16 protein-coding genes are annotated in these 19,846 nt (G+C 62.9%); 8 read left to right on the top strand and 8 right to left on the bottom strand.

The window, feature by feature from the left end; all coding sequences use genetic code 11:
- Nucleotides 1–5 precede the first annotated feature (5 nt).
- Both ETW24_RS05230 and ETW24_RS05235 read right to left on the bottom strand, forming a co-directional pair.
- A complete protein-coding gene (locus ETW24_RS05230) occupies nucleotides 6–2,219 on the bottom strand; it encodes an NADP-dependent isocitrate dehydrogenase (protein WP_129370058.1) in 2,214 nt (737 codons plus the stop codon).
- Between the two features lie 311 nt (nucleotides 2,220–2,530).
- Nucleotides 2,531–3,028: an SH3 domain-containing protein gene (locus tag ETW24_RS05235; protein ID WP_129372846.1), complete on the bottom strand. Its 498-nt coding sequence runs from the start codon at nucleotides 3,026–3,028 to the stop codon at nucleotides 2,531–2,533.
- A gap of 209 nt (nucleotides 3,029–3,237) precedes the next feature.
- Here ETW24_RS05235 and ETW24_RS05240 point away from each other — a divergent pair, with 209 nt between their 5' ends.
- From ETW24_RS05240 to ETW24_RS05265, 6 genes are all read left to right on the top strand, one after another.
- Complete coding sequence (locus tag ETW24_RS05240; RefSeq protein WP_129370059.1) at nucleotides 3,238–4,224, top strand: 2-hydroxyacid dehydrogenase; 987 nt, start codon at nucleotides 3,238–3,240, stop codon at nucleotides 4,222–4,224.
- Nucleotides 4,225–4,467: 243 nt separating this feature from the next.
- Entirely contained in the window at nucleotides 4,468–6,255 is a 1,788-nt protein-coding gene (ggt, locus tag ETW24_RS05245) for a gamma-glutamyltransferase (RefSeq protein WP_129372847.1), read from the top strand.
- Nucleotides 6,256–6,389: 134 nt separating this feature from the next.
- Nucleotides 6,390–7,793 carry an FAD-binding oxidoreductase gene (locus ETW24_RS05250; protein ID WP_129370060.1) on the top strand — a complete coding sequence of 468 codons (1,404 nt, stop codon included), beginning with the start codon at nucleotides 6,390–6,392 and terminating at the stop codon, nucleotides 7,791–7,793.
- A 541-nt stretch (nucleotides 7,794–8,334) separates the two neighbouring features.
- Nucleotides 8,335–8,676 carry a hypothetical protein gene (locus ETW24_RS05255; RefSeq protein ID WP_129370061.1) on the top strand — a complete coding sequence of 114 codons (342 nt, stop codon included), beginning with the start codon at nucleotides 8,335–8,337 and terminating at the stop codon, nucleotides 8,674–8,676.
- Between the two features lie 218 nt (nucleotides 8,677–8,894).
- Nucleotides 8,895–11,402, top strand: a complete 2,508-nt coding sequence (locus tag ETW24_RS05260; RefSeq protein ID WP_129370062.1) for a GcvT family protein — start codon at nucleotides 8,895–8,897, stop codon at nucleotides 11,400–11,402.
- Nucleotides 11,403–11,981: 579 nt separating this feature from the next.
- On the top strand, nucleotides 11,982–13,133 hold the full coding sequence (locus ETW24_RS05265; protein ID WP_129370063.1) for a matrixin family metalloprotease: 1,152 nt from the start codon (nucleotides 11,982–11,984) through the stop codon (nucleotides 13,131–13,133).
- 138 nt (nucleotides 13,134–13,271) lie between these two features.
- Here the strand turns inward: ETW24_RS05265 and ETW24_RS05270 are convergent, their stop codons facing one another.
- The gene (locus ETW24_RS05270; RefSeq protein ID WP_129370064.1) at nucleotides 13,272–13,862 is read right to left on the bottom strand and encodes an HD domain-containing protein; all 591 of its coding nucleotides are present in this window, start codon (nucleotides 13,860–13,862) and stop codon (nucleotides 13,272–13,274) included.
- Nucleotides 13,863–13,961: 99 nt separating this feature from the next.
- Between ETW24_RS05270 and ETW24_RS05275 the strand changes: the two genes are divergently transcribed.
- Complete coding sequence (locus ETW24_RS05275) at nucleotides 13,962–14,807, top strand: LysR family transcriptional regulator (protein ID WP_254695704.1); 846 nt, start codon at nucleotides 13,962–13,964, stop codon at nucleotides 14,805–14,807.
- Nucleotides 14,808–14,870: 63 nt separating this feature from the next.
- Here the strand turns inward: ETW24_RS05275 and ETW24_RS05280 are convergent, their stop codons facing one another.
- The 4 genes from ETW24_RS05280 to ETW24_RS05295 form a co-directional block, all read right to left on the bottom strand.
- Nucleotides 14,871–15,206 carry a carboxymuconolactone decarboxylase family protein gene (locus ETW24_RS05280; RefSeq protein ID WP_129370066.1) on the bottom strand — a complete coding sequence of 112 codons (336 nt, stop codon included), beginning with the start codon at nucleotides 15,204–15,206 and terminating at the stop codon, nucleotides 14,871–14,873.
- A 74-nt stretch (nucleotides 15,207–15,280) separates the two neighbouring features.
- Nucleotides 15,281–15,937: a DUF938 domain-containing protein gene (locus tag ETW24_RS05285; protein ID WP_129370067.1), complete on the bottom strand. Its 657-nt coding sequence runs from the start codon at nucleotides 15,935–15,937 to the stop codon at nucleotides 15,281–15,283.
- Nucleotides 15,937–17,007, bottom strand: a complete 1,071-nt coding sequence (locus ETW24_RS05290; protein WP_129370068.1) for an NAD(P)/FAD-dependent oxidoreductase — start codon at nucleotides 17,005–17,007, stop codon at nucleotides 15,937–15,939. Before ETW24_RS05290 ends, ETW24_RS05285 begins: the two co-directional genes overlap by 1 nt.
- 4 nt (nucleotides 17,008–17,011) lie before the next feature.
- Entirely contained in the window at nucleotides 17,012–17,950 is a 939-nt protein-coding gene (locus ETW24_RS05295) for an aldo/keto reductase (RefSeq protein ID WP_129370069.1), read from the bottom strand.
- Nucleotides 17,951–18,081: 131 nt separating this feature from the next.
- On the opposite strand from ETW24_RS05295, the gene ETW24_RS05300 reads away from it, so the two are divergent.
- Nucleotides 18,082–18,672 (top strand): hypothetical protein, encoded by a 591-nt coding sequence (locus ETW24_RS05300; RefSeq protein WP_129370070.1) that lies wholly within the window; start codon nucleotides 18,082–18,084, stop codon nucleotides 18,670–18,672.
- Nucleotides 18,673–18,744: 72 nt separating this feature from the next.
- Here the strand turns inward: ETW24_RS05300 and ETW24_RS05305 are convergent, their stop codons facing one another.
- A complete protein-coding gene (locus tag ETW24_RS05305; RefSeq protein WP_129370071.1) occupies nucleotides 18,745–19,818 on the bottom strand; it encodes a BMP family ABC transporter substrate-binding protein in 1,074 nt (357 codons plus the stop codon).
- Between the last annotated feature and the right edge of the window lie 28 nt (nucleotides 19,819–19,846).

Here is a 19,846-nt window from a genome sequence, read left to right on the forward strand (position 1 = left end):
AAAGATCAGCCGATGATCGCGTTCAGCGTGGCACTGGGACGCATCACCTTGGCCTTCAGCTCGACACTCGGGCGATAGTAGCCGCCAATGTCGGCTGCCGGGCCCTGGGCAGCGGCCAGTTCGGACAGGATTTGCTCTTCCTTGGCGCCAAGCTCTTCGGCAATGGGAGCAAAATGCGCCGCCAGACCTGCGTCTTCGGTCTGTGCTGCCAGGGCTTCGGCCCAATAGCGGGCAAACCAGTAGTGGCTGTCGCGGTTGTCCGGCTGGCCAACCTTGCGCGAGGGCGAGCGGTTGTGGTCGAGAATGCCTTGGGTGGCGTCCTCTGCCGCGGCGCCCAGCACACCTGCTTTGGCGTTGCCTTTGTTGTCGGCCAGGAAGTTCAGGCTTTCCCCCAGGGCGCAGAATTCACCCATCGAATCCCAGCGCAGGTGGTTTTCCTCGACCAGCTGCTGCACGTGTTTCGGGGCGGAACCGCCGGCGCCGGTCTCAAACAGCCCGCCGCCTTGCATCAGCTTGACGATTGACAGCATCTTGGCCGAGGTGCCCAGCTCCAGGATCGGGAACAGGTCGGTCAGATAGTCGCGCAGCACATTGCCGGTGATGGCGATGCTGTCCTTGCCTGCGGTGATGGTCTCCAAGCTCTGGCGGGTCGCTTCGCGCGGGGCCAGGGTCTGGAACTTGTCAGCAACGCCAGCGGCTTCCAGCGCCGGGGTCACATATTTGATCAGCTCGGCGTCATGGGCGCGGTTAGCGTCCAGCCAGAAGATCGATTCCGAGCCGGTCAGCCGCTGGCGGTCCATTGCCAGCTGGATCCAGTTCTCGATCGGCGCCTTCTTCACAGTGCAGGCACGCCAGATGTCACCCGCCTCGACGTCATGCGAATGCAGCGTGCCGCCATTTGCCAGAACCACCCGGATGGTACCGTCTGCGGGAGCCTCGAAGGTGGTGGGGTGGGAGCCGTATTCTTCGGCTTTTTGCGCCATCAGGCCGACGTTGGCGACCGCACCGGCGGTGGTCACGTCCAGCGCGCCATTGGCTTTGAAGAAATTGATGGTCTCGTCATAGATCGTGGCATAGCAGCGGTCGGGGATCACGCAGTTGGTGTCGCCCTTGTTGCCGTTCTGATCCCAGCCCTTGCCGCCGGCGCGGATTACTGCGGGCATCGAGGCGTCGATGATCACATCGGACGGCACATGCAGGTTGGTGATGCCCTTGTCGCTGTCGACCATATACATGTCGGGGCGCTCGGCGCGGACCGCGTCGATGGCGGCCATGATCTCTGCGTTGTCCTTGACCCGCGCCAGCAGGTCGCCCAGACCCGAGTTCGGGTTCACACCCAGCGCGTCCAGTTCAGTCCCGAATTTGCCGAACACCGGCGCCAGCCAGGCCTTGACGGCGTGGCCGAAGATGATCGGATCGGAGACCTTCATCATGGTGGCCTTCATGTGCAGCGAGAACATGGTGCCGTCACTTTTGGTGTCTGCGATCGCCTCGGTCAGAAAGGCGGCCAGGGCCTTGGCAGACATGAAGGTCGCATCGGCCACGGTGCCGTCTTCCAGCGGCCAGGCGTCTTTCAGCACGGTGACGGAGCCATCTTTGGCGGTGAATTCGATTTTTGCGTCCCCGGCCTGCGCGGCGGTGATGGTGGCGGATTTCTCGTTTGCATAGAAATCATTGCCCGGCATCGACGACACTTTGGTCTTGCTGTCTGCGGACCATGCGCCCATCGAATGCGGGTTCTTTTGGGCAAAGTTCTTCACCGCCTTGGCGGCGCGGCGGTCGGAATTGCCTTCGCGCAGGACCGGGTTTACAGCCGAGCCCTTGATCGCATCAAAGCGCGCGCGGATGTCTTTTTCGGCGTCTGTGGCGGGTTCTGCCGGGTAGTCCGGAATGGCATAGCCCTGGCCCTGCAGTTCCGTGACAGCGGCAACCAGCTGCGGCACTGAGGCAGAGACATTGGGCAGTTTGATGACATTGGCGTCCGGGGTTTTCACCAGCTGGCCCAGTTCGGCCAGATCATCGCTTTGGCGCTGTTCTGCGGTCAGCCCTTCCGGGAAGGCTGCAATGATGCGCCCCGCAAGCGAAATATCCTTGGTTCCGACCGAGACACCAGCGGCTGCGGCAAACTTGCGGATGATCGGCAGGAAGGATGCCGAGGCCAGTTCGGGCGCTTCGTCTACAATGGTATACAATATGTCCGGGGTTTGATTTTCTGCCATGTTTCACAACCTTTCAGCGATCTCGGAGGCTTTTGTGACGTCAGCGCAGACAGGCCGCGCCAGGTTCGGGTATTCCGGTGCTGCCGCGGCGGTGCCCTGAAAATGGGCGGAACCCGGCCTGGCAGCCAATGGTATGGCCCCCATGTAGAACACGATTGCTGCGGGTGCAATGGTTTGGCGCATCTGCACCCCGCGCGGATTGCCGCGGCAGGCCCAGTGGCGGGCGGGAGAGGGGCGCTGCCCCTCTTGGGCCTGCGGCCCAATTCACCCCGGAGTATTTGGGGAAAGATGAAAATTGCGAGAGAAGGGGGTTATTCGCGCAGCTCTTCCGGAGCAACGCCCCAGAGTTTTTTCTTCGGTGCCCAGCCGCTGTAGCCGCCGGCCGAGATTTCACACCAGCTGGTTTCGCAGTCGCCGAGGCGGGCAACCACGCCCAGTTCAAATGCGGCGGTTACCGGCGCGCGGGAGTCCGGGCGCGCATGCACGGTCAGCATGTCTTCTTCTATCAGCACCGTGCGCACGCCGGACAGCAGCGCGTAATGCACCCAGCCGCCGGCCCCCTCGCGGTCTTGAACCCGGCGCCAGTGGCCGTATTCCGCGGTGATCTCCAGCGGCATGCCGCGGCGTTTGAACACCCAGTCGATCTTATGGGTCAGCGAAGGGCCGCGGCGCACATTGCCCTTGGCGGCCTTCATCGAGACATAGCGGGGCAGCGGCAGGTTGGTGACAGGGCCGCGGGATTCGGCGGCGCACACAGCCCCCGCCAGCGCCAAGGATACCGCTGCCGCTGCCAGATGGCGCATTGCCATTGCCGCTTTTTTCACTGCCTGCTCGCCTCTTTTTGCCCAGCCGGATCAGGCCCAGCCTCTTGTTCCGGTCTTCTGCCCGCCTTTTTGCACTGGCCGGGAAATATCCGGCCTGCGGCAAGGGAGTTGCGCTTGGGTTCTTGTGCCCGCCCGCGTCCTGCGCCACGATGCCATGGAGGCGTGCGGAATGAAAAGCCCAAGGGAGAGCGCAAGTGCCAAGAGACCGACTGAGTGTTGTTGTTACGCGACGGTTGCCGGAGCCTGTGGAAACCCGGCTGAGCGAGTTGTTTAATGTGCGCCTGCGCGAGGATGACGCGCCGATGTCCCGGGCCGAGCTTGCCGCGGCGGTGAAGGATGCCGATGTGCTGGTGCCCACGGTCACCGATACCATTGATGCAGGGATCCTGGGTCAGGCGGGCGAGCGGCTGCGGCTGATTGCGAATTACGGCGCGGGCGTCGATCATATTGATGTGTCCACCGCCCGCCAGCGCGGCATTCTGGTATCCAACACCCCCGGGGTGCTGACCGATGATACGGCTGACATGGCAATGGCGCTGATCATGGCAGTGGTGCGCCGCATGCCCGAGGGGCTTGCCGTGATGCAGAAGGGCGACTGGAAAGGCTGGGCGCCCACAGCGCTGTTGGGCGGGCGGATTGCCGGGCGCCGTCTTGGCATCCTTGGCATGGGACGGATCGGCCAGGCCGTGGCCAAGCGCGCGGCGGCCTTTGGCATGCAGATCCATTACCATAACCGCCGCCGGTTGCGTCCCGAAATCGAAGAGGCATTGGAGGCCACCTATTGGGAAAGCCTCGATCAGATGGCGGCGCGGATGGATGTGCTGTCGATCAACTGCCCGTCTACCCCTTCGACCTTTCACTTGATGAATGCGCGGCGGCTGAAACTGATGAAACCCTCGGCGGTGATCGTGAACACCTCGCGCGGCGAGGTGATCGACGAACACGCCCTGACCCGCATGCTGCGCTCGAAAGAGATCGCCGGTGCCGGTCTTGATGTCTATGAGCACGGCACCGACATCAACCCGCGCCTGCGCGAGCTGCCCAATGTGGTGCTGCTGCCGCATATGGGCTCGGCCACAATCGAGGGCCGGATCGAGATGGGCGAGAAGGTGCTGTTGAATATCAAGACCTTCGAGGATGGTCACCGGCCGCCGGATCAGGTGGTGCCGTCGATGCTGTGAGATTCGTGGCCGAATGATGTCCCGGCTGAATCCTGTATGTTGAGAATGTGTTCTGATTTTTGATCGATATGCAGAACTAATTTCTGAATTTTTAAGGGAATTCAGAAACTAATCCCAAGGTCAATCGGCAACTTCCGCACATGTGCGTGTGCGGCCCGCTGTTGTTGTGACCGATTGTCGCGCCCCCGGATTGGTGGCAGCATTACCCGGCAAACGGAATTTCCACAGGAGAAAGTCATGCGCATGCGCTGGCAAGAAGGCCTTTTTCTATTGTCGTTCGGGGCCGCGTCCCCGCTTGTTGCACAACAAGCCGCAGATGGGGTTGCACCGGAGGCGGCGGCTGGCGGCAGCTTTGTAGCGGTTTCCCCTGACGCGGCAGCCGCGCTGGAGGCCAAGGCCAACGGCCAAGCCGTGGAAGCTGACAACTGGATGGTCGCCGCCGCCAATCCGCATGCGGTGGAGGCCGGCGCCGCCGTGCTGCGCGCAGGCGGCACCGCGGCTGATGCGATGGTGGCGGTGCAGACCGTGCTGGGGCTGGTGGAGCCGCAATCGTCGGGCCTTGGCGGCGGCGCGTTCCTGGTATGGTATGACGCTGCCACGGGCGAGCTGACCACACTGGACGGGCGCGAGACGGCGCCGCTGGCTGCCACACCAATCTTGTTTCAGGATGAAAACGGCGAGCCGTTGAAATTCTTTGATGCGGTGGTCGGCGGTCTGTCTGTCGGCACGCCGGGCACACCTGCGCTGCTGGAAGCCGCGCACCGGCGCTGGGGGCGCGCCAACTGGCCGTCGCTGTTTGAACCGGCGATCCAGCTGGCCGAGGAAGGATTTTCCGTCTCGCCGCGTCTGGCTGCGCTGGTGGCGGGCGATGCAGAGCGGCTGGCGCGTTTTCCGGCTACGGCGGAGTATTTTCTGCCGGACGGCGCACCCATTGCCGAAGGCGCTATGCTGCTGAACCCTGACTATGCCGCCACCTTGCGGGCGCTGGCACAGGGCGGGGCAGGGGCGTTTTACACCGGTCCCATCGCGGCAGAGATCGTCCGCACCGTCAACACGGCCGAGGGCAACCCGGGCGTTTTGTCCGCCACCGATCTGGCGCTTTATCAGGTCAGGGAACGTCCGGCAGTCTGCGCCGCCTACCGCGATTTCGAGGCCTGCGGCATGGGGCCGCCGTCCTCCGGTGCGCTGACGGTGGGGCAGATCCTGGGAATGCTTGGACAGTATGATCTGGCGGAGCTGGGCGCGGACAGTGCCGAGGCCTGGCGGCTGATCGGCGATGCTTCGCGGCTCGCCTTCGCCGACCGGGGCCGTTACATGGCGGACAGTGATTTTGTGCCGGTGCCGACGCATGGGCTGGTGGCAGCGGATTACCTCGCCAGCCGGTCTAGGCTGCTGCAAAGTGGTGATGCGCTGCCCGAGGTGGCGCCGGGCACGCCCGAGTTCGATCACGCGCTGCTGCTGGCAGATGACGAGTCGATCGAGCTGCCCTCGACCTCGCATATCTCGATTGTGGACCAGTACGGTAACGTGCTGTCGATGACCACGACGATAGAAAACGCCTTTGGCTCGCGTCTGATGGCGGGCGGTTTCCTGTTGAATAATGAGCTGACGGATTTCTCCTTCCGCACCCATGCGGACGGCGTGCCCATTGCCAACCGGCTGGAACCGGGCAAGCGTCCGCGCTCCTCGATGGCGCCGACGATCGTGCTGCGGGACAGCAAGCCGGTGCTGGCCATCGGCTCTCCCGGCGGCAGCCGGATCATCGGCTATGTGGCGAAATCCATCGTGGCATGGGCGGATTGGGGGATGAACATCCAAGAGGCACTGGCGCTGCCGCATCTGGTTAACCGGTTCGGCACCTATGATCTGGAGGCAGGCACCAGCGCCGAGGGGTTGGAACAGGCGCTGACAGACATGGGGTATGAGGTCAATATCCGCGATCTGACCTCCGGCCTGCACGCGATTGAAATCGGCGAAGGGCTGAGGGGAGCTGCGGACCCGAGACGGGAAGGGATTGCGCTGGGCGGTTAGCCCGTTACTGCCCGGCCGCCATGCCGGGCGGCATCAGCGCTACGGGGTTCTGGGTATTGCTGAACTGCAAGTTCGGAGCGTAGGTTAACAGGTGAAGTTCCGGGCTTTGTGCCCTGACCCCGAGGAGACCCATTATGGTGCAAGCCATCTCATTGCCCCGCAACGAGGCCGGGATCGCCGCCGCTGTCGAGACGCTGAGCCAGCGGTTCTGCGATCAGCTGCAAACCGGCCAGGCCATCCGCGATCAGCACGGCCACACCACCACATGGATCACCAATCAGCCTCCGGATGCGGTGGTCTTCCCCACCTCTACGGAAGAAGTTTCCGAGATTATCAAGGTCTGCGCCGAATACGGCGTGCCGGTTATTCCCTTCGGCACCGGTACCTCTCTGGAAGGCCATGTGAACGCCCCCGCCGGCGGTATCTGCATCGACATGATGCGGATGGACAGGATTATCGCCGTCCATGCCGAAGACCTCGACGTGGTGGTGCAGCCCGGCGTCACCCGTGAGCAGCTCAACACCTATCTGCGCGATCAGGGTCTGTTTTTCCCGATCGATCCCGGCGCCAATGCATCCTTGGGCGGCATGGCGGCGACGCGGGCCTCGGGCACCAACGCGGTGCGCTATGGCACCATGAAGGACAATGTGCTGGCGCTTGAGGCGGTGATGGCCGACGGCGGCGTGATCAGCACGGCGCAGCGGGCCAGGAAATCCTCGGCAGGTTATGACATGACGCGCCTGCTGGTCGGCTCCGAGGGCACCCTAGGCCTGATCACCGAGCTGACGCTGAAACTGCAGGGCATCCCCGAGGCGATCCGCTCCGCCCGCTGTTCCTTCCGCACCGTGGATGACGCCTGCCGCGCGGTGATGATGACCATCCAATACGGCATCCCTGTTGCCCGGATCGAACTGCTGGATGCGCTCAGCGTGCGGGCGGCCAATGCCTATTCCGGCCTCGACCTGCCAGAGACGCCGCTGCTGCTGCTGGAATTCCACGGTTCGGACGCGGGTGTGGTGGAACAGTCGGACATGTTTGCCTCCATCGCCGAGGAATTCAGCGGTTTTGACTTTGCCGCGACCTCAACATCCGAGGAACGCAACAAACTTTGGCAGGCGCGCCATGACATGTATTGGGCCAGCCTGCAGCTGCGCCCCGGTGCCAAGGGGATCTCGACCGATGTCTGCGTGCCGATCTCGCGCCTTGCGGAATGCGTCGGCGCCGCGCGGGACAAGGCTGAGAGCATGGGACTGATGGCGCCGATTGTCGGCCATGTGGGCGACGGCAATTTTCACGCGCTGCTGCTGATTGATATGGACAGCGGTATCGAACGGCAGAAGGCGGATGATTTTGTCGGCTGGCTGAACGATCTGGCGATCTCGATGGATGGCACCTGCACCGGCGAGCACGGCATCGGACAGGGCAAACGTCCCTATCTGCAAAAGGAGCTGGGCGAGACGACCCGCTATATGGCAGCCATCAAGGCCGCACTGGATCCGGAGAACATCATGAATCCGGGCAAGATCCTGGAGATATGAGCCGCAGGAGCCGGCTGCGAACCATGCTGGATCAACGGCGGACTTTGTGTATTTAGAAAAAGCTGAAGCACTGCCCTGTCGCTTCATCTTTTCTCAAATACTCACTGCGCAACGGGGGCAACAGGATGCAGCGCCAAGATGTTGCACCCCCGGCGCACGCCTGCCTCAGCGTATCTTAAACCCGCTCTGTCATGATCCCGCTTGATCGCGGTCACCGCCGGGCCTGACACCCCCGGCATTTTGGAACAGGGCCCTTTGGCAAGGGCACGCAGAGACAACGTTGAGCGTGCGGGAGGAACCTCCCGTCCCGCCTCCGCCTCCTTGGCGGCGCCGCCATTCCTAACTGCTGACAATCAAAGCATCAGACAGCACCCAAGGATCAGCACCGGCAGAATGCGGCAGCAACCGGCAGGGCAGGGTCCTGGCCGGACAGCGGCGATTGCACTGCACTCTTCCCTGAATTGCCGGAAAGCTGCCGCAATTCTGCGCCGGGTCCTGAATTGGGATGAAGCCGGAGCGTTTCGCAAAACCGGAGAACGGCATGGGACTGAAAAAGGCAATGGGCATTCTGGTGTTCAGCACCCAGGCGGTGATCGGCTATGATTACTACATCCAGACCCGTGCCGCGGGGCTGAATTGGGGGGATCTCAGCGCCACCGACTACAGCACCATCCTGCAGGACCGCTTTACCCGCGCCCGTGCCGCCAAGGAGGCAACCAGCCTTGCCGGTCTTGCTGCCGGGGACGGCCAGTCGATTTGGAGCGAGGCGGCCGGCTATGGCAAGAGCCTGCTCTCGGGCGGTCAGCAGGTTGCAGATGCACAGAACAACGAGGACGCGCCGCAGCCCGTCTGCATCCGCCGCGGCAATGTTGCGGACTGCTGACAGCCCCAAACCAGCCTGATCAAGGGACCACATGGGGCGCCGGCATGCTTTTTGCTGCGTAGAAAAACGCCATTTCCGGCAGGACTTCCATCAAAATCCTGTATGCTGTGGCGCGCAAGGTCGGTTTTGGCTGTTTTTGCGTCGGCCTGATTTTGCGCCGATTGCGCGGCTTGGGCATAACCGCAGGCAAGAATCTCACAAAGCTGGAGAGCCGGAGAATGAAAACCCAAGTCAAAGCGCTTGTTGTTGGCGGCGGCGCCGTTGGCACCTCGATTGCCTATCACCTGGCCAAGGCCGGCTGGGAAGACGTCATGCTGATCGAGCGTGACGAGCTGACCTCCGGCTCGACCTGGCACGCAGCCGGCCTTCTGCCGCTGTTCAACATGTCTTATGCGACCACCCACATCCACAAGTACTCGGTCGATTTCTACAAGACCCTGGAAGAGGAAACCGGCCTGAACGCAGGTTTTGCCGTGGTCGGCAACCTGCGCATGGCGCAGACCCAGGAGCGCATGGACGAATACATGCTCTATGCCTCCATCGCGGAAACCTGCGACGTGCCTTATGAATGGCTGACCCCGGATGAGATCAAGGCGCGCTGGCCGCTGATCGAGACCTCTGATCTGAAGGGTGCGATCTACCACACCGAGGACGGCTATATTAACCCCGCAGACGTGACCCAGGCGATGGCCAAGGGCGCCCGTCAGCGCGGTGTTGAGATCGTTCGCAAGCTGCAGGCTGATGAATTCCATTGGACCGGCACCCACTGGGAAGTCACCTGCACCAAAATGGTGGAGAAGGGCGGCAACCTGGTGGAGAGCGACGAGAAGGTTGTGATCACCGCCGAGCATGTCGTGACCGCATCCGGCAACCACGCGCAGCGCACCGCCAAGATGCTGGGCATCAAGATGCCGGCAATCCCGGTCGAGCACACCTTCATCGTCATGGACAAGGACCCCGAGCTGGTCAAATGGCGCGAAGCAGGCAACCCCGAGCACCCCGTTGTGCGCGACGCCGACAATGAATCCTATGCCCGTGAAGAACGCGGCGGCTGGATCCTGGGGATTTATGAGCGCGGGGCACCTGCGCGTTTTGAGCACGGTGTGCCGGACAGCTTCCGCGCCGACCTGTTCCCGCTGGAACTGGACCGGATTGCCGATCAGTACATGGCGATGGCCGAACGGGTTCCGTCCTGCGCTGAATCCGGCCTGAAAGACGATTTCAACGGCCCGATCTGCTACACTCCCGACGGCAACCCGCTGGTCGGCCCGGCACCGGGCCTGCGCAACATGTGGCTGGCGGAAGGCTTCTCCTTCGGCATCACCGCCGCAGGCGGCACCGGCTATTATCTGGCGCAGATGATGGTCGACGGCGAAGCCGAGATCGACATGGCGTCGCTCGACCCGAAACGCTACTCCTCCAACTGGATGACCACCGAGTTCGCGGCCCGCAAGAATGAAGAGTGCTATGAGCACGTCTACATCCTGCACCACCCGGACGAAGAGCGCCCGGCAGCCCGCCCGCTGCGCACCGCGCCCGCGTTCGACCGCCAGAAAGCCCGCGGCGCGCAATTCGGCTGGGTCAACGGCTGGGAACGTCCGAACTACTTCGGTCCCGTGGACGCCGCCGACAACTTTGACGAGGAAGCCCGCTCCTTCCGCCGCGGCGGCTGGTGGCAGCACGCTGTGGACGAAGCCAAGGCGATCCGCGAAGGTGTTGGCCTGGTCGATGCAACTGCCTTTACCAAGCACATCGTCAAAGGCCCTGGTGCGACTCAGTTCCTTGACTGGTTCACCTGCAACAAACTGCCCAAGGTCGGCCGCATCAACCTGACCTATGCGCTGACCGTAGCCGGCACCACCCGGACTGAGTACACCATCGTCCGCCTGAAGGACGACGAGTATTACCTGGTGTCCGCAGGTGCCTGGACCGAATACGACGCCGACTTCCTGAAGAAGGCGATCGCGGATAAGGAAGCTGAATTCGGCCGTATCGAGCTGCAGGACGTGACCACCCAGTGGGGCGTGTTTGCGATTGCCGGTCCGAAATCGCGCGACGTGCTGAAAGAGATCATCGTCGATGCCGATCCGGAAACCGCGCTGTCCAACAAGCGTTTCCCCTGGCTGTCGGCCCGCCAGATCGAACTGGGCATGTGCCCGGTGAACGCGATCCGCGTGGCCTATACCGGTGAACTCGGCTGGGAACTGCACCACCCGATGGAGATGCAGAACTACCTGTTCGATCTGCTGGAAAAAGCCGGTGAGAAGCACGGCATGAAACTGGTGGGTGCTCGCGCCCAGAACTGGCTGCGCCAGGAGAAATCCTATCGCGCCTTTGGCAACGAACTGGGCCGCGACGCAACCCCGGCCGAAGCGGATCTGCCGCGCTTTATCGACCTGGAAAAAGATTTCCACGGCAAGGAAAAGCTGATCGAGACCGGCGTGCGGGTGAAATGCTGCACCCTGCTGATCGACGGACCCGAAGACGCTGATCCCTGGGGCCGTGAGGCGCTGTACGCCGAGGATGGCACCCGTGTGGGCCGCCTGACCTCGGGCGGCTATTCGGTGGCCTTCGAGAAATCCATCGGCATGGGCTATGTAAAGCCCGAGATGGCGGTGGAAGGCACCAAGCTGAAGGTCAAGATCCAGGACAAGCTGTGGGACGCGGTTGTGACCTGCGACAGCCCCTATGACCCGAAGAACGAGACCATCCGCCAGAACGGGTGATCTTTGGTCCGGGCCCTTTGGGGTCCGGCAGCCCGTCCAAGGGACGGGTTAAGGAGATCGCGGCGGAGCCCCGGATCTGGCTCAGGAAACAGCAATATACCCCGGCCTGTGCGCCGGGGTATTTTTTGTTCGGCCTGGCATTGGCGGCCTGGTCGTTGCCTTCGGTGCCATGTGTCAGTCAGCTGAATGTCTCACGCGTGCTTTGCGCAGATGATTTCCCCTTTAAAGTGTGATATAATTGCTGTCGGAATGCAGGCCTTCCACACTGCAAGTTCCGCAGTTTGCCGAACCTTTTAAAGTACAGAACGGCACGGCGTGGCCGCTGAAACATACCTTGGCGCGATGCAACCGCGCAGCAGCTAAGCTTGCGGGCAAGGCGTTGAAAAACTTGCCTTTTTATGGGGCTTCCCGTTTCGAGCCATGTTGCGCAATGCCCGTGCGCCGCCTCTTGCGGCATGTGCAAGGAAGCGTGCCGCACAGGAATCCGCAACCCCGCGTCCAGGTGTTTTGCCGCCTCTGCTCACTGAACGCGGCCTGCACTGCGATACCAGTAACGATTGTCCGAAAAGGAGGTTTGAAATGGCCGCTCGCAAAACCCAATCCAGCCGCATCGAGGAACTGGAAGACCGGATTGACGACTTAGAGGAACAGCTTGGCCAGGACCCGGACTGTTATGGCCGTTCCGGCAGCGCGCCTCAGGTTTGCTCGTTGCCGGTGCTGCCGGAACGTGCATTTGATGCCGGAGTGTCTTCCGACCGGCAGCGGGCAATACTGGCGACCGGCGATAAATGGGTCAATGGCACCAATATTCACTATTTCCTGTTTTCCAGCGGGTTGTTTGGCGGTGCCAGCGACCAGCGGGCGGTTGTGCAGCAGGCGTTTCAGGTTTGGAAGGATCTAGGCATTGGCCTGAATTTCACCGAGGTGACCGATATCCGGGATGCAGAGCTGCGCATCGGGTTTCTGCGCAACGATGGCTCATGGTCCTACATCGGCACCGTGGCGCTGCGTTTGGGCCAGCAAGAGCGCACCATGAATTTCGGCTGGGACATTACCCAGGCCGGCCCGAACGGGCTGGACACAGCCATCCATGAGATCGGCCACGCGCTTGGGCTGAAACACGAACACCAAAACCCCAACGCGGGAATCGTCTGGAACCGCCAGGCGGTGTACGACTACTTTGCCCGCACGCAGAACCCGCCCTGGGACGAGGAAACGACCGACCACAACATTCTGAACAAACTCGACCCGGCGACGGTCGACGGAACGGAATGGGATCCCGACTCGGTTATGCACTATGCCTTTGCCGCCGGCCTGATCAACCAGCCGCCGGAGTTTCGCAGCGGGCTTGAGCCTGCACCGGGGCTTTCGCAAAAGGACATGGAGGTGATCCGCCGCTTCTATCCGCCAATCGGCGCGGCGGCGCTGCCGCAGCTCATCCCGTTCAAATCCGAGCAGCTGGCCCTGATGCCCGGCGAGCAGAAGAATTTTGCAGTGATCCCGGACCATTCGCGTGATTACACGTTTTCAACCTTCGGATTGTCCGACACGGTTATGGTGCTGTTTGAGGATATTGACGGCACCCCGGTCTATGTGGAGGGCGACGATGACAGCGGCTTTAACCGCAACGCCCGTTTCACCGTACGGCTGATAAAGGACCGGAGCTATAAGCTGCGTATCCGCCTTTACTATGACTGGGCTGCAGGCGATGCGGCTGTCATGATGTGGTGAACGCATAGGTTTTGTTTCTGCGCGCCCGGGGGTAAAGCCTGGGCGCGCAGCCTGTGCCGGCATTTGGGATGCGGTTATCGCGCGGCGGCCGGAAGCCATTGATCCGGCCCCGGTGAGGCGGAATTGCTTCTGTCTGGTTTATTCCTGCGCCGTCTCCGCCAGCTCCATATGACCCCAGCCGCGCGACAGAACACGGCGCAGGATCGGCTCGAAGAACTCCAGCGGCTTGGTGGGATACTCGGGGTCAAAGGCGCATTGGTCGTATTTTTCGCAGAAATACCGGCAGTCCTCCCAATGGGGGCTGCCGCGGTATTTGTCGCGGGCGTTGCGGTCACCGCCGAAATGATGGTTGTAATAGAAACCCTGGAACACGCAGTGATGTTTCAGAATCCAATAGGTTTTCTCGCGGACATAGGGTTTCATCATCGCCGCTGACAGCTCGCCATGGTTGTAGGGCGACAGGATATCGCCGGTGTCATGCACCAGTGCGGCGACGATGATCTCGTCATCGGCGCCGTCTTCATGCGCGCGGGTCGCGGCCTGCAGCGAGTGCTGGTACCGGTTCACCGGGTAGGGGGTCCAATCCTCGTCCAAAGAGCGGATCGCGTCCAGAATCCGGTCGGGCAGGGCGGCGTTGTATTCCTCCTCATATTTCTCCACCGCGGCCCAGTCTTCGGGCGTGGCGTCTTCGAAACTGGTCCAGGTGGGCTTGTGGCTTTTGTCCAGCATGTCGCGGGTCCTTTGGTTGATATGGTTTCAGCCTAGCGAAACGTAACCAAGCAGAAAAACGAATTGATTTGCTCGATCCGAGCAGAAATAGTGATCATCATGCAGATCAGCGCTTTTGAGACCTTTCTGGCTATCGAGGCCGCCGGCAGTTTTCATGCCGCGGCGCGGCGGCTGCACATCACCCAGACCGCGGTCAGCGCCCGCATCAAGGCGCTGGAGGAGGCGCTGGGCGCCAGCCTGTTTGAACGCGGGCCGGGCGGCACCCGGCTGTCTGCGGCGGGCCGGCAGTTTCTGCCCTATGCCGAGCAGATGATGCGGACCTGGGAGTTTGTTTCCGGCGATTTGCGGGAAAGCCTGGCAGGAAGGGTTTCACTTCGGTTGGGGGCGCAGCTGTCAGTTTGGGATCCTCTGCTGGTCGATGTGGCCGTCTGGCTGGAACAGGCGCAGGGCACCGTGCCGTTCACGCTGAACTATGATCACGGTCTCAACATGGGCGAAGCGGTGGCGCGCAGGCTGCTGGATCTGGCAATTGTGAACGAGGTTCCCGCAGGCACAAGGCTGGGGGTAGAGGAACTGCCGCCGGAGGAGCTGGTTCTGGTGTCGGACCAGCAGTTGCGGCTGGGTCGGGACGCATTGCCCCTGTTCATCAACCTGGAGTTCGGCAGCGAATATGCGGCGCAGGTGCAGCAGGTGCTGCCGCAGCGCAGCCGCCAGCATATCGTTTTGGGTAACGCGCCGATGGGTTTGCGCTATCTGATGAAACGGGGCGGCATGGGGTATTTTCCTGCCTATATGGCGGCGGGGGCGCTGGCGGCGGGACAAATCCACAGGGTCGAGGACGCGCCGACAATCCAACTGAGCTGCAAGGTGCTGTACCTGCCGGACAACCCGGCGCTGGAGCAGATCCGCCAGGTCTTGCAAGGGTTGCGGGAGGTGCGCACATAAAATCCCGGTGCGGAATTTCCGCCGGAAAACAGGTGGTCTCCGGGCTGAATTCCGCGTCGGAGGTCAGCGGGTCAGCTGATCGAAACAGTCCATCGCCTTGGCCGCATACATCATTGCCGGCCCGCCGCCCATCTGGATCGACATCGCCAGCACGTCGCCCACTTCCGCCCGGCTTGCCCCCGACTTGACCAGCGCCTCCACATGCAGTCCGATGCAATCCTCGCAGCGCAGGGCCACCGCGATGCCAAGGGCCACAAATTCCTTTTGCTTGAACTCCAGCACACCGCCCTGTTTCACAGCTTTGCCAAGTGCGCCGAAGGCCTGCGCGGCTTCGGGGATGGCGCCGTTCAGATTGCGCAGACCCTTGCGGGTCTCATTCAGTTTGCCGTGCCAGTCCATCTGCCTGTCCCTCAGAAATATATTCCAGTTTCAGAAGGTTTATGGGCCGCAGGGGCGGGCAGCATTGATCCAGATCAGAGGCGTGGTTTTTCCGCAATCAGCGCCAGATTGTTGGCGGGCATCTCGACCGCCTGCAGCAGCTCCAGCCCGTTGCCGTGCAGCCAGTCGATGGTGTCGAAATCGTCCTTGTAGCCTATCTGCGGGTCGTGGGCGGTGAGGCTGGCATGGAACGCTTTGTCGCCCTCGCTGGTCAGCTCGCCGCCACGCAGGAAGGGGCCATAGATCACAAAGCGCCCGCCGGGGGCGAGGGCGGCGGCGGCCTCGGCGATGAGGGTTTCTGCTTCATCTTCGCTGATCAGATGCAGGAGGTTGACCAGCACGATCAAATTCTGCCCCGGGTGATCTGCACCCCAGCCGGGGGCGGTAGCATCCAGCGGCACCGGCGGGGCGATGTTCGCCAGGCTCGCCCCTTCGGCATAGGCTTGGATACTGGCAAGCCGGACCGCCTCCGCTTCGCTGGGCTGCCACATCAGACCGGGCAGGCGCGCGGCATAGGCCGCGATATGCTGGCCGGTGCCGCTGGCCAGTTCCAGCGCGCGGCCTTGCGGCGGGGCAACCTCTGCCAGCAGATCGCACAGCACATCGCTGTTGCGGACGGCGGCAGGGGCGAACAGCTTGCCATCCTCAGGTGCCGCGACCGAAGCTGATCCGGGGACAGAGCGCACCGGCATCAGCGCAGCCTTGCAGGCGACAGGGCCGCGACGGCGGACGCATCCAGTGCCGGCGTGCGGCCTGCCGCCAGATCGGCAATCAGCTGCGAGGCGGCGGGTGCGGTCATGATGCCATAGCCGCCCTGGGCCGCGCACCAGATGAAATCCGGCTGCTGCGGGTCCGGGCCCAGAACCAGGGTGCCGTCGGCCACAAAACTGCGCAGCCCGGCAAAGTTGCTTTCGACCCGCGTCACCGGCTCGGTCACCATATCCTCGTAGCGCGCCAGTCCCTCGGCCAGCACCATGTCGTCGGCATAGGCGTCATGCGGGTCCACCGGGTCGGTATCGGCGGGGGAGACCAACAGCTTGCCCGCGTCGGGTTTGGCGTACCAGGTTTCACCGACACCGATCATCATTGGCCAGCCGCTGACGTCATGCCCGCCCGGCGCAGGCAGCCGCGCCATCGAGCGGCGCTTGGGCTGAAGGCCGATGGTTTCCACGCCTGCCAGTGCCGCAACCTGATCCGCCCAGGCACCCGCCGCATTGACCAGCTTGCGGGCCTGATAGGATTGGCCGCCTGCAGTGACCTCCCATCCAAAAGCCGTGCGGGTGATGGCGGTCACCGGCGCCTTGGTCACGATCTGACCGCCGCCGGCGCGCAGGGATTTGGCGAAATCCTGCAGCATCCGGTCGGTGTCGATATCCTCGGCCGCGCCGCTGACGGCGGCAAAGCCGACGGTATCAGGGTTCAGGATAGGGATCATGGCGCGGGCCTCGTCCAGCTCCAGCGTGGCCATCTGCAGCTCATCCACGTCGCGGGCAAAGCCCTCGGCATCCTCCTTGGCCCCCACCAGCATCAGACCGCGCGGCGACAGATAGCCGCCGTCGCGCAAATGTGCTGCGCTGGCGCGGTTCAGGTCGATGGTGGGGCCGTGGCCGTAGTTTTCCTCGAACAAGGCGGCGGAGCGGCCCGAGGAATGGTAGCCAAGCGCGTCCTCCATCTCCAGCAGGGTAACGCTGCCGAGGTCTGCAAGCCGGGCGGCGGCGCTGGTGCCGGCCATGCCGCCGCCGATGACGATGAAATCCTGCATGGGTCTAATCCTGTTCTTCCAGCCGGTCGGTCGCGGGTGCGGGCCGGGGGCTGAGTGCTTCAATTGCTTGGTAAAGGTCCGGCTCCATACCAAAATCCAGCGCTGCCAGCGAGGGTTGCAGCTGCTGGACCGTGCGGGCAGAGATGATCGGCACAGGGCGGCTGGGATGCGCTGCGGCCCAGGCAACGGCCAGAGTGGCCGGATCGGTTCCATGATCCGCTGCCAGAGCGGTCAGGGCTTGGGCGGCTTCATGCATGAAGGCCTGCCCGTAGCGGGTGCGGTAGCCTTTGTCCTCGGTGATGCGGCCGCTGCCGCCGGCGGCGTATTTGCCGGTCAGCAGCCCGCCGCCCAGCGGCGAATAGGGGACGGCGGCTATGCCCTGATCAGCGCACATCGGCAGGATTTCCACCTCGGCCTGGCGTTTCACCAGCGAATACATCGGCTGCAGGATGTCCACGGCGGTGCCCGAGGCGAGGCCTGCCATCTGCGCCTTCATCACCTGCCATGCAGCAAAGTTCGACAGCGCCGCATAGCGGATCAGCCCTTCGCTTTTCAGTGCCGCAAAGCAGTCCATGGTTTCGCGCAGGTCGGTATGCGGATCAAACCGGTGCAAATAAAGCACATCGACCATGTCGAGCCCCAGCCGGCGGCGGCTTTCGTCAAACTGAGCGCGGATATTCGCGGCGCCGGCCCCGCCGGTATAGCCGGCCTTGGTGGCGATCAGCAGCTGCTCGCGCTCCTCCCGGATCAGGCGGCCCAGGATCTCCTCCGAACGGCCACCCGTATAAATCCAGGCGGTGTCAAAGTGGCTGATGCCGGCGGTGCGGCAGGCGGCATACATCCGGGCCGATTGCGCTTCATCGGCGCGGCCGCCGAACTGCATGCAGCCAAAGGCAAAGCGGCTGGCGGGGGTGCCATCGGGGGTGGTCAGATTCTGCGTCATGCGCGGAGCTTGGCATAGGGGGCGCGGCAGGGAAAGATGGATTGCAGCCTTCGTGCAGCCCAGGTCTGGATGCCATAATGCGGCCCGGTTTTCTTGTCAGGATAGGGGCCGCAAAGCTACGGAGAGCAAACGTGAAACAGTTTCTGATGATCGGGGCGGCGGCGCTTCTGGCAGCCTGTGCGGGACCGGAGAAGCCCGATTACTGGTCGGCAACGCGGGCCGGTTCCAGCGCGCAGGCGGGAGGGCAGACCGGGGTGCCGGCCGGGGCAAGCGGCACAGATTACCGGGCAGCAGCCGAGGCTGAGCTGGCCCCCCATGCAGCGATGCGCCCGGGCCTGCACAAGACCCGCACCGGTGCCCCATGGCTGGTGGCCCATTCGGCGGGTTTCCAGGCAGGCGGCGCACGGCTGGCCGCCCGCGAAGCCGCCGGGGCTGCAATTGCCTACAAGGCGTCTGAACGCAAGTCGCCCTATGCGGCAAAGACCAACCTGGGGGATGCGCAGACCCGGTTCCGGATCGTTACAGTGGACGGCAGCAGCTTTGCAGTGCTGTTCGCCATCAGCATGCCCAGGGCCGGGCTGCAGACCGGCGGCAGTGCCGCGCTGCAGGAGCTGACAGCCTATGTCGCGCAGATTTCAGGCTGCGCAGTGACCGGCGCGCCGCTGGCTGAGCGGGATGGCGGGCAGGTGCGGCGGCTGGCAGCGCCGGTGCGCTGTTCCTGACCGGGGCCGGGGACACCGAATGAAAAAGGCCCGCCAACCGGCGGGCCTTTCCATCTCTGAGTGACGCGCAGGTTACTGCGGGATGTCGCCTTCCAGGCCTTCGACATAGAAGTTCATGCCAGCCAGGGTGCCGTCGTCTGCGGTCTCGCCCTCAGCCAGCCAGTCAGAGCCGTCCTGCTTTTTGACCGGGCCGGTGAACGGATGGTAAGAGCCGTCGGCGATCGACGCCTTGATCGCAAGGGCTGCCTCTTTCACATCCGCTGGAACCGCATCGGAAATCTCGCCGATGCCAACCATGCCGGCGCCGATGCCGTCCCAGGTGTCAACCGACTCCCAGTTGCCGTCGATCACTGCCTTGGTGCGGGCGATGTAATAGGGCGCCCAGTCGTCGATGATCGAAGACACCCGCGGCTTGGGACCGTATTCCGCCATGTCAGAGGCCTGACCAAAGGTGATCACGTTGCCTGCGGCCTGTGCGGCGGCCTGCGGCGCGGTGGAGTCTGTGTGCTGCAGGATTACGTCGGCGCCTTGTTCGATCAGCACCTTGGCGGCATCTGCCTCTTTCGCAGGATCGAACCAGGTGAAGGCCCAAACGATCTTGAACTGAACGTCGGGGTTCACCTTCTTGGCGTGGAGATAAGCGGAGTTGATGCCGCGCACCACTTCCGGGATCGGATATGAGCCGATGTAGCCGACTACGTTGCTTTCGGTCATGTGGCCCGCGATGGTGCCCTGTACTGCGCGGCCTTCGTAAAAGCGGGCGGAATAGGTCGAGACGTTGTCGGCGCGTTTATAGCCGGTGGCGTGCTCGAACTTCACATTCGGGAATTTCTTGGCGACGTTGATGGTCGGGTCCATGTAGCCGAAGGAGGTGGTGAAAATCAGGTCGGCGCCTTCCAGCGCCATCTGGGTCATCACCCGCTCGGCATCCGGGCCTTCGGCGACGTTTTCCACGTACACAGTTTCGACCTGATCGCCGAATTCGGCCTCAACCGCCTTGCGGCCCTGGTCGTGCTCATAGGTCCAGCCGCCGTCGCCGACGGGGCCGACATAGACAAAGCCCACTTTGGTGGTGTCCGCCATCGCCGCGCCTGCGGCGAGGCCAAGCGCCATCGCGGCGCTGGTCAGAAGTTTGGTCAGTTTCATCAATTTCTCCCCAGTTTGGATCTTTTTG

The organism is Leisingera sp. NJS204 (assembly GCF_004123675.1).
GTDB lineage: Bacteria > Pseudomonadota > Alphaproteobacteria > Rhodobacterales > Rhodobacteraceae > Leisingera.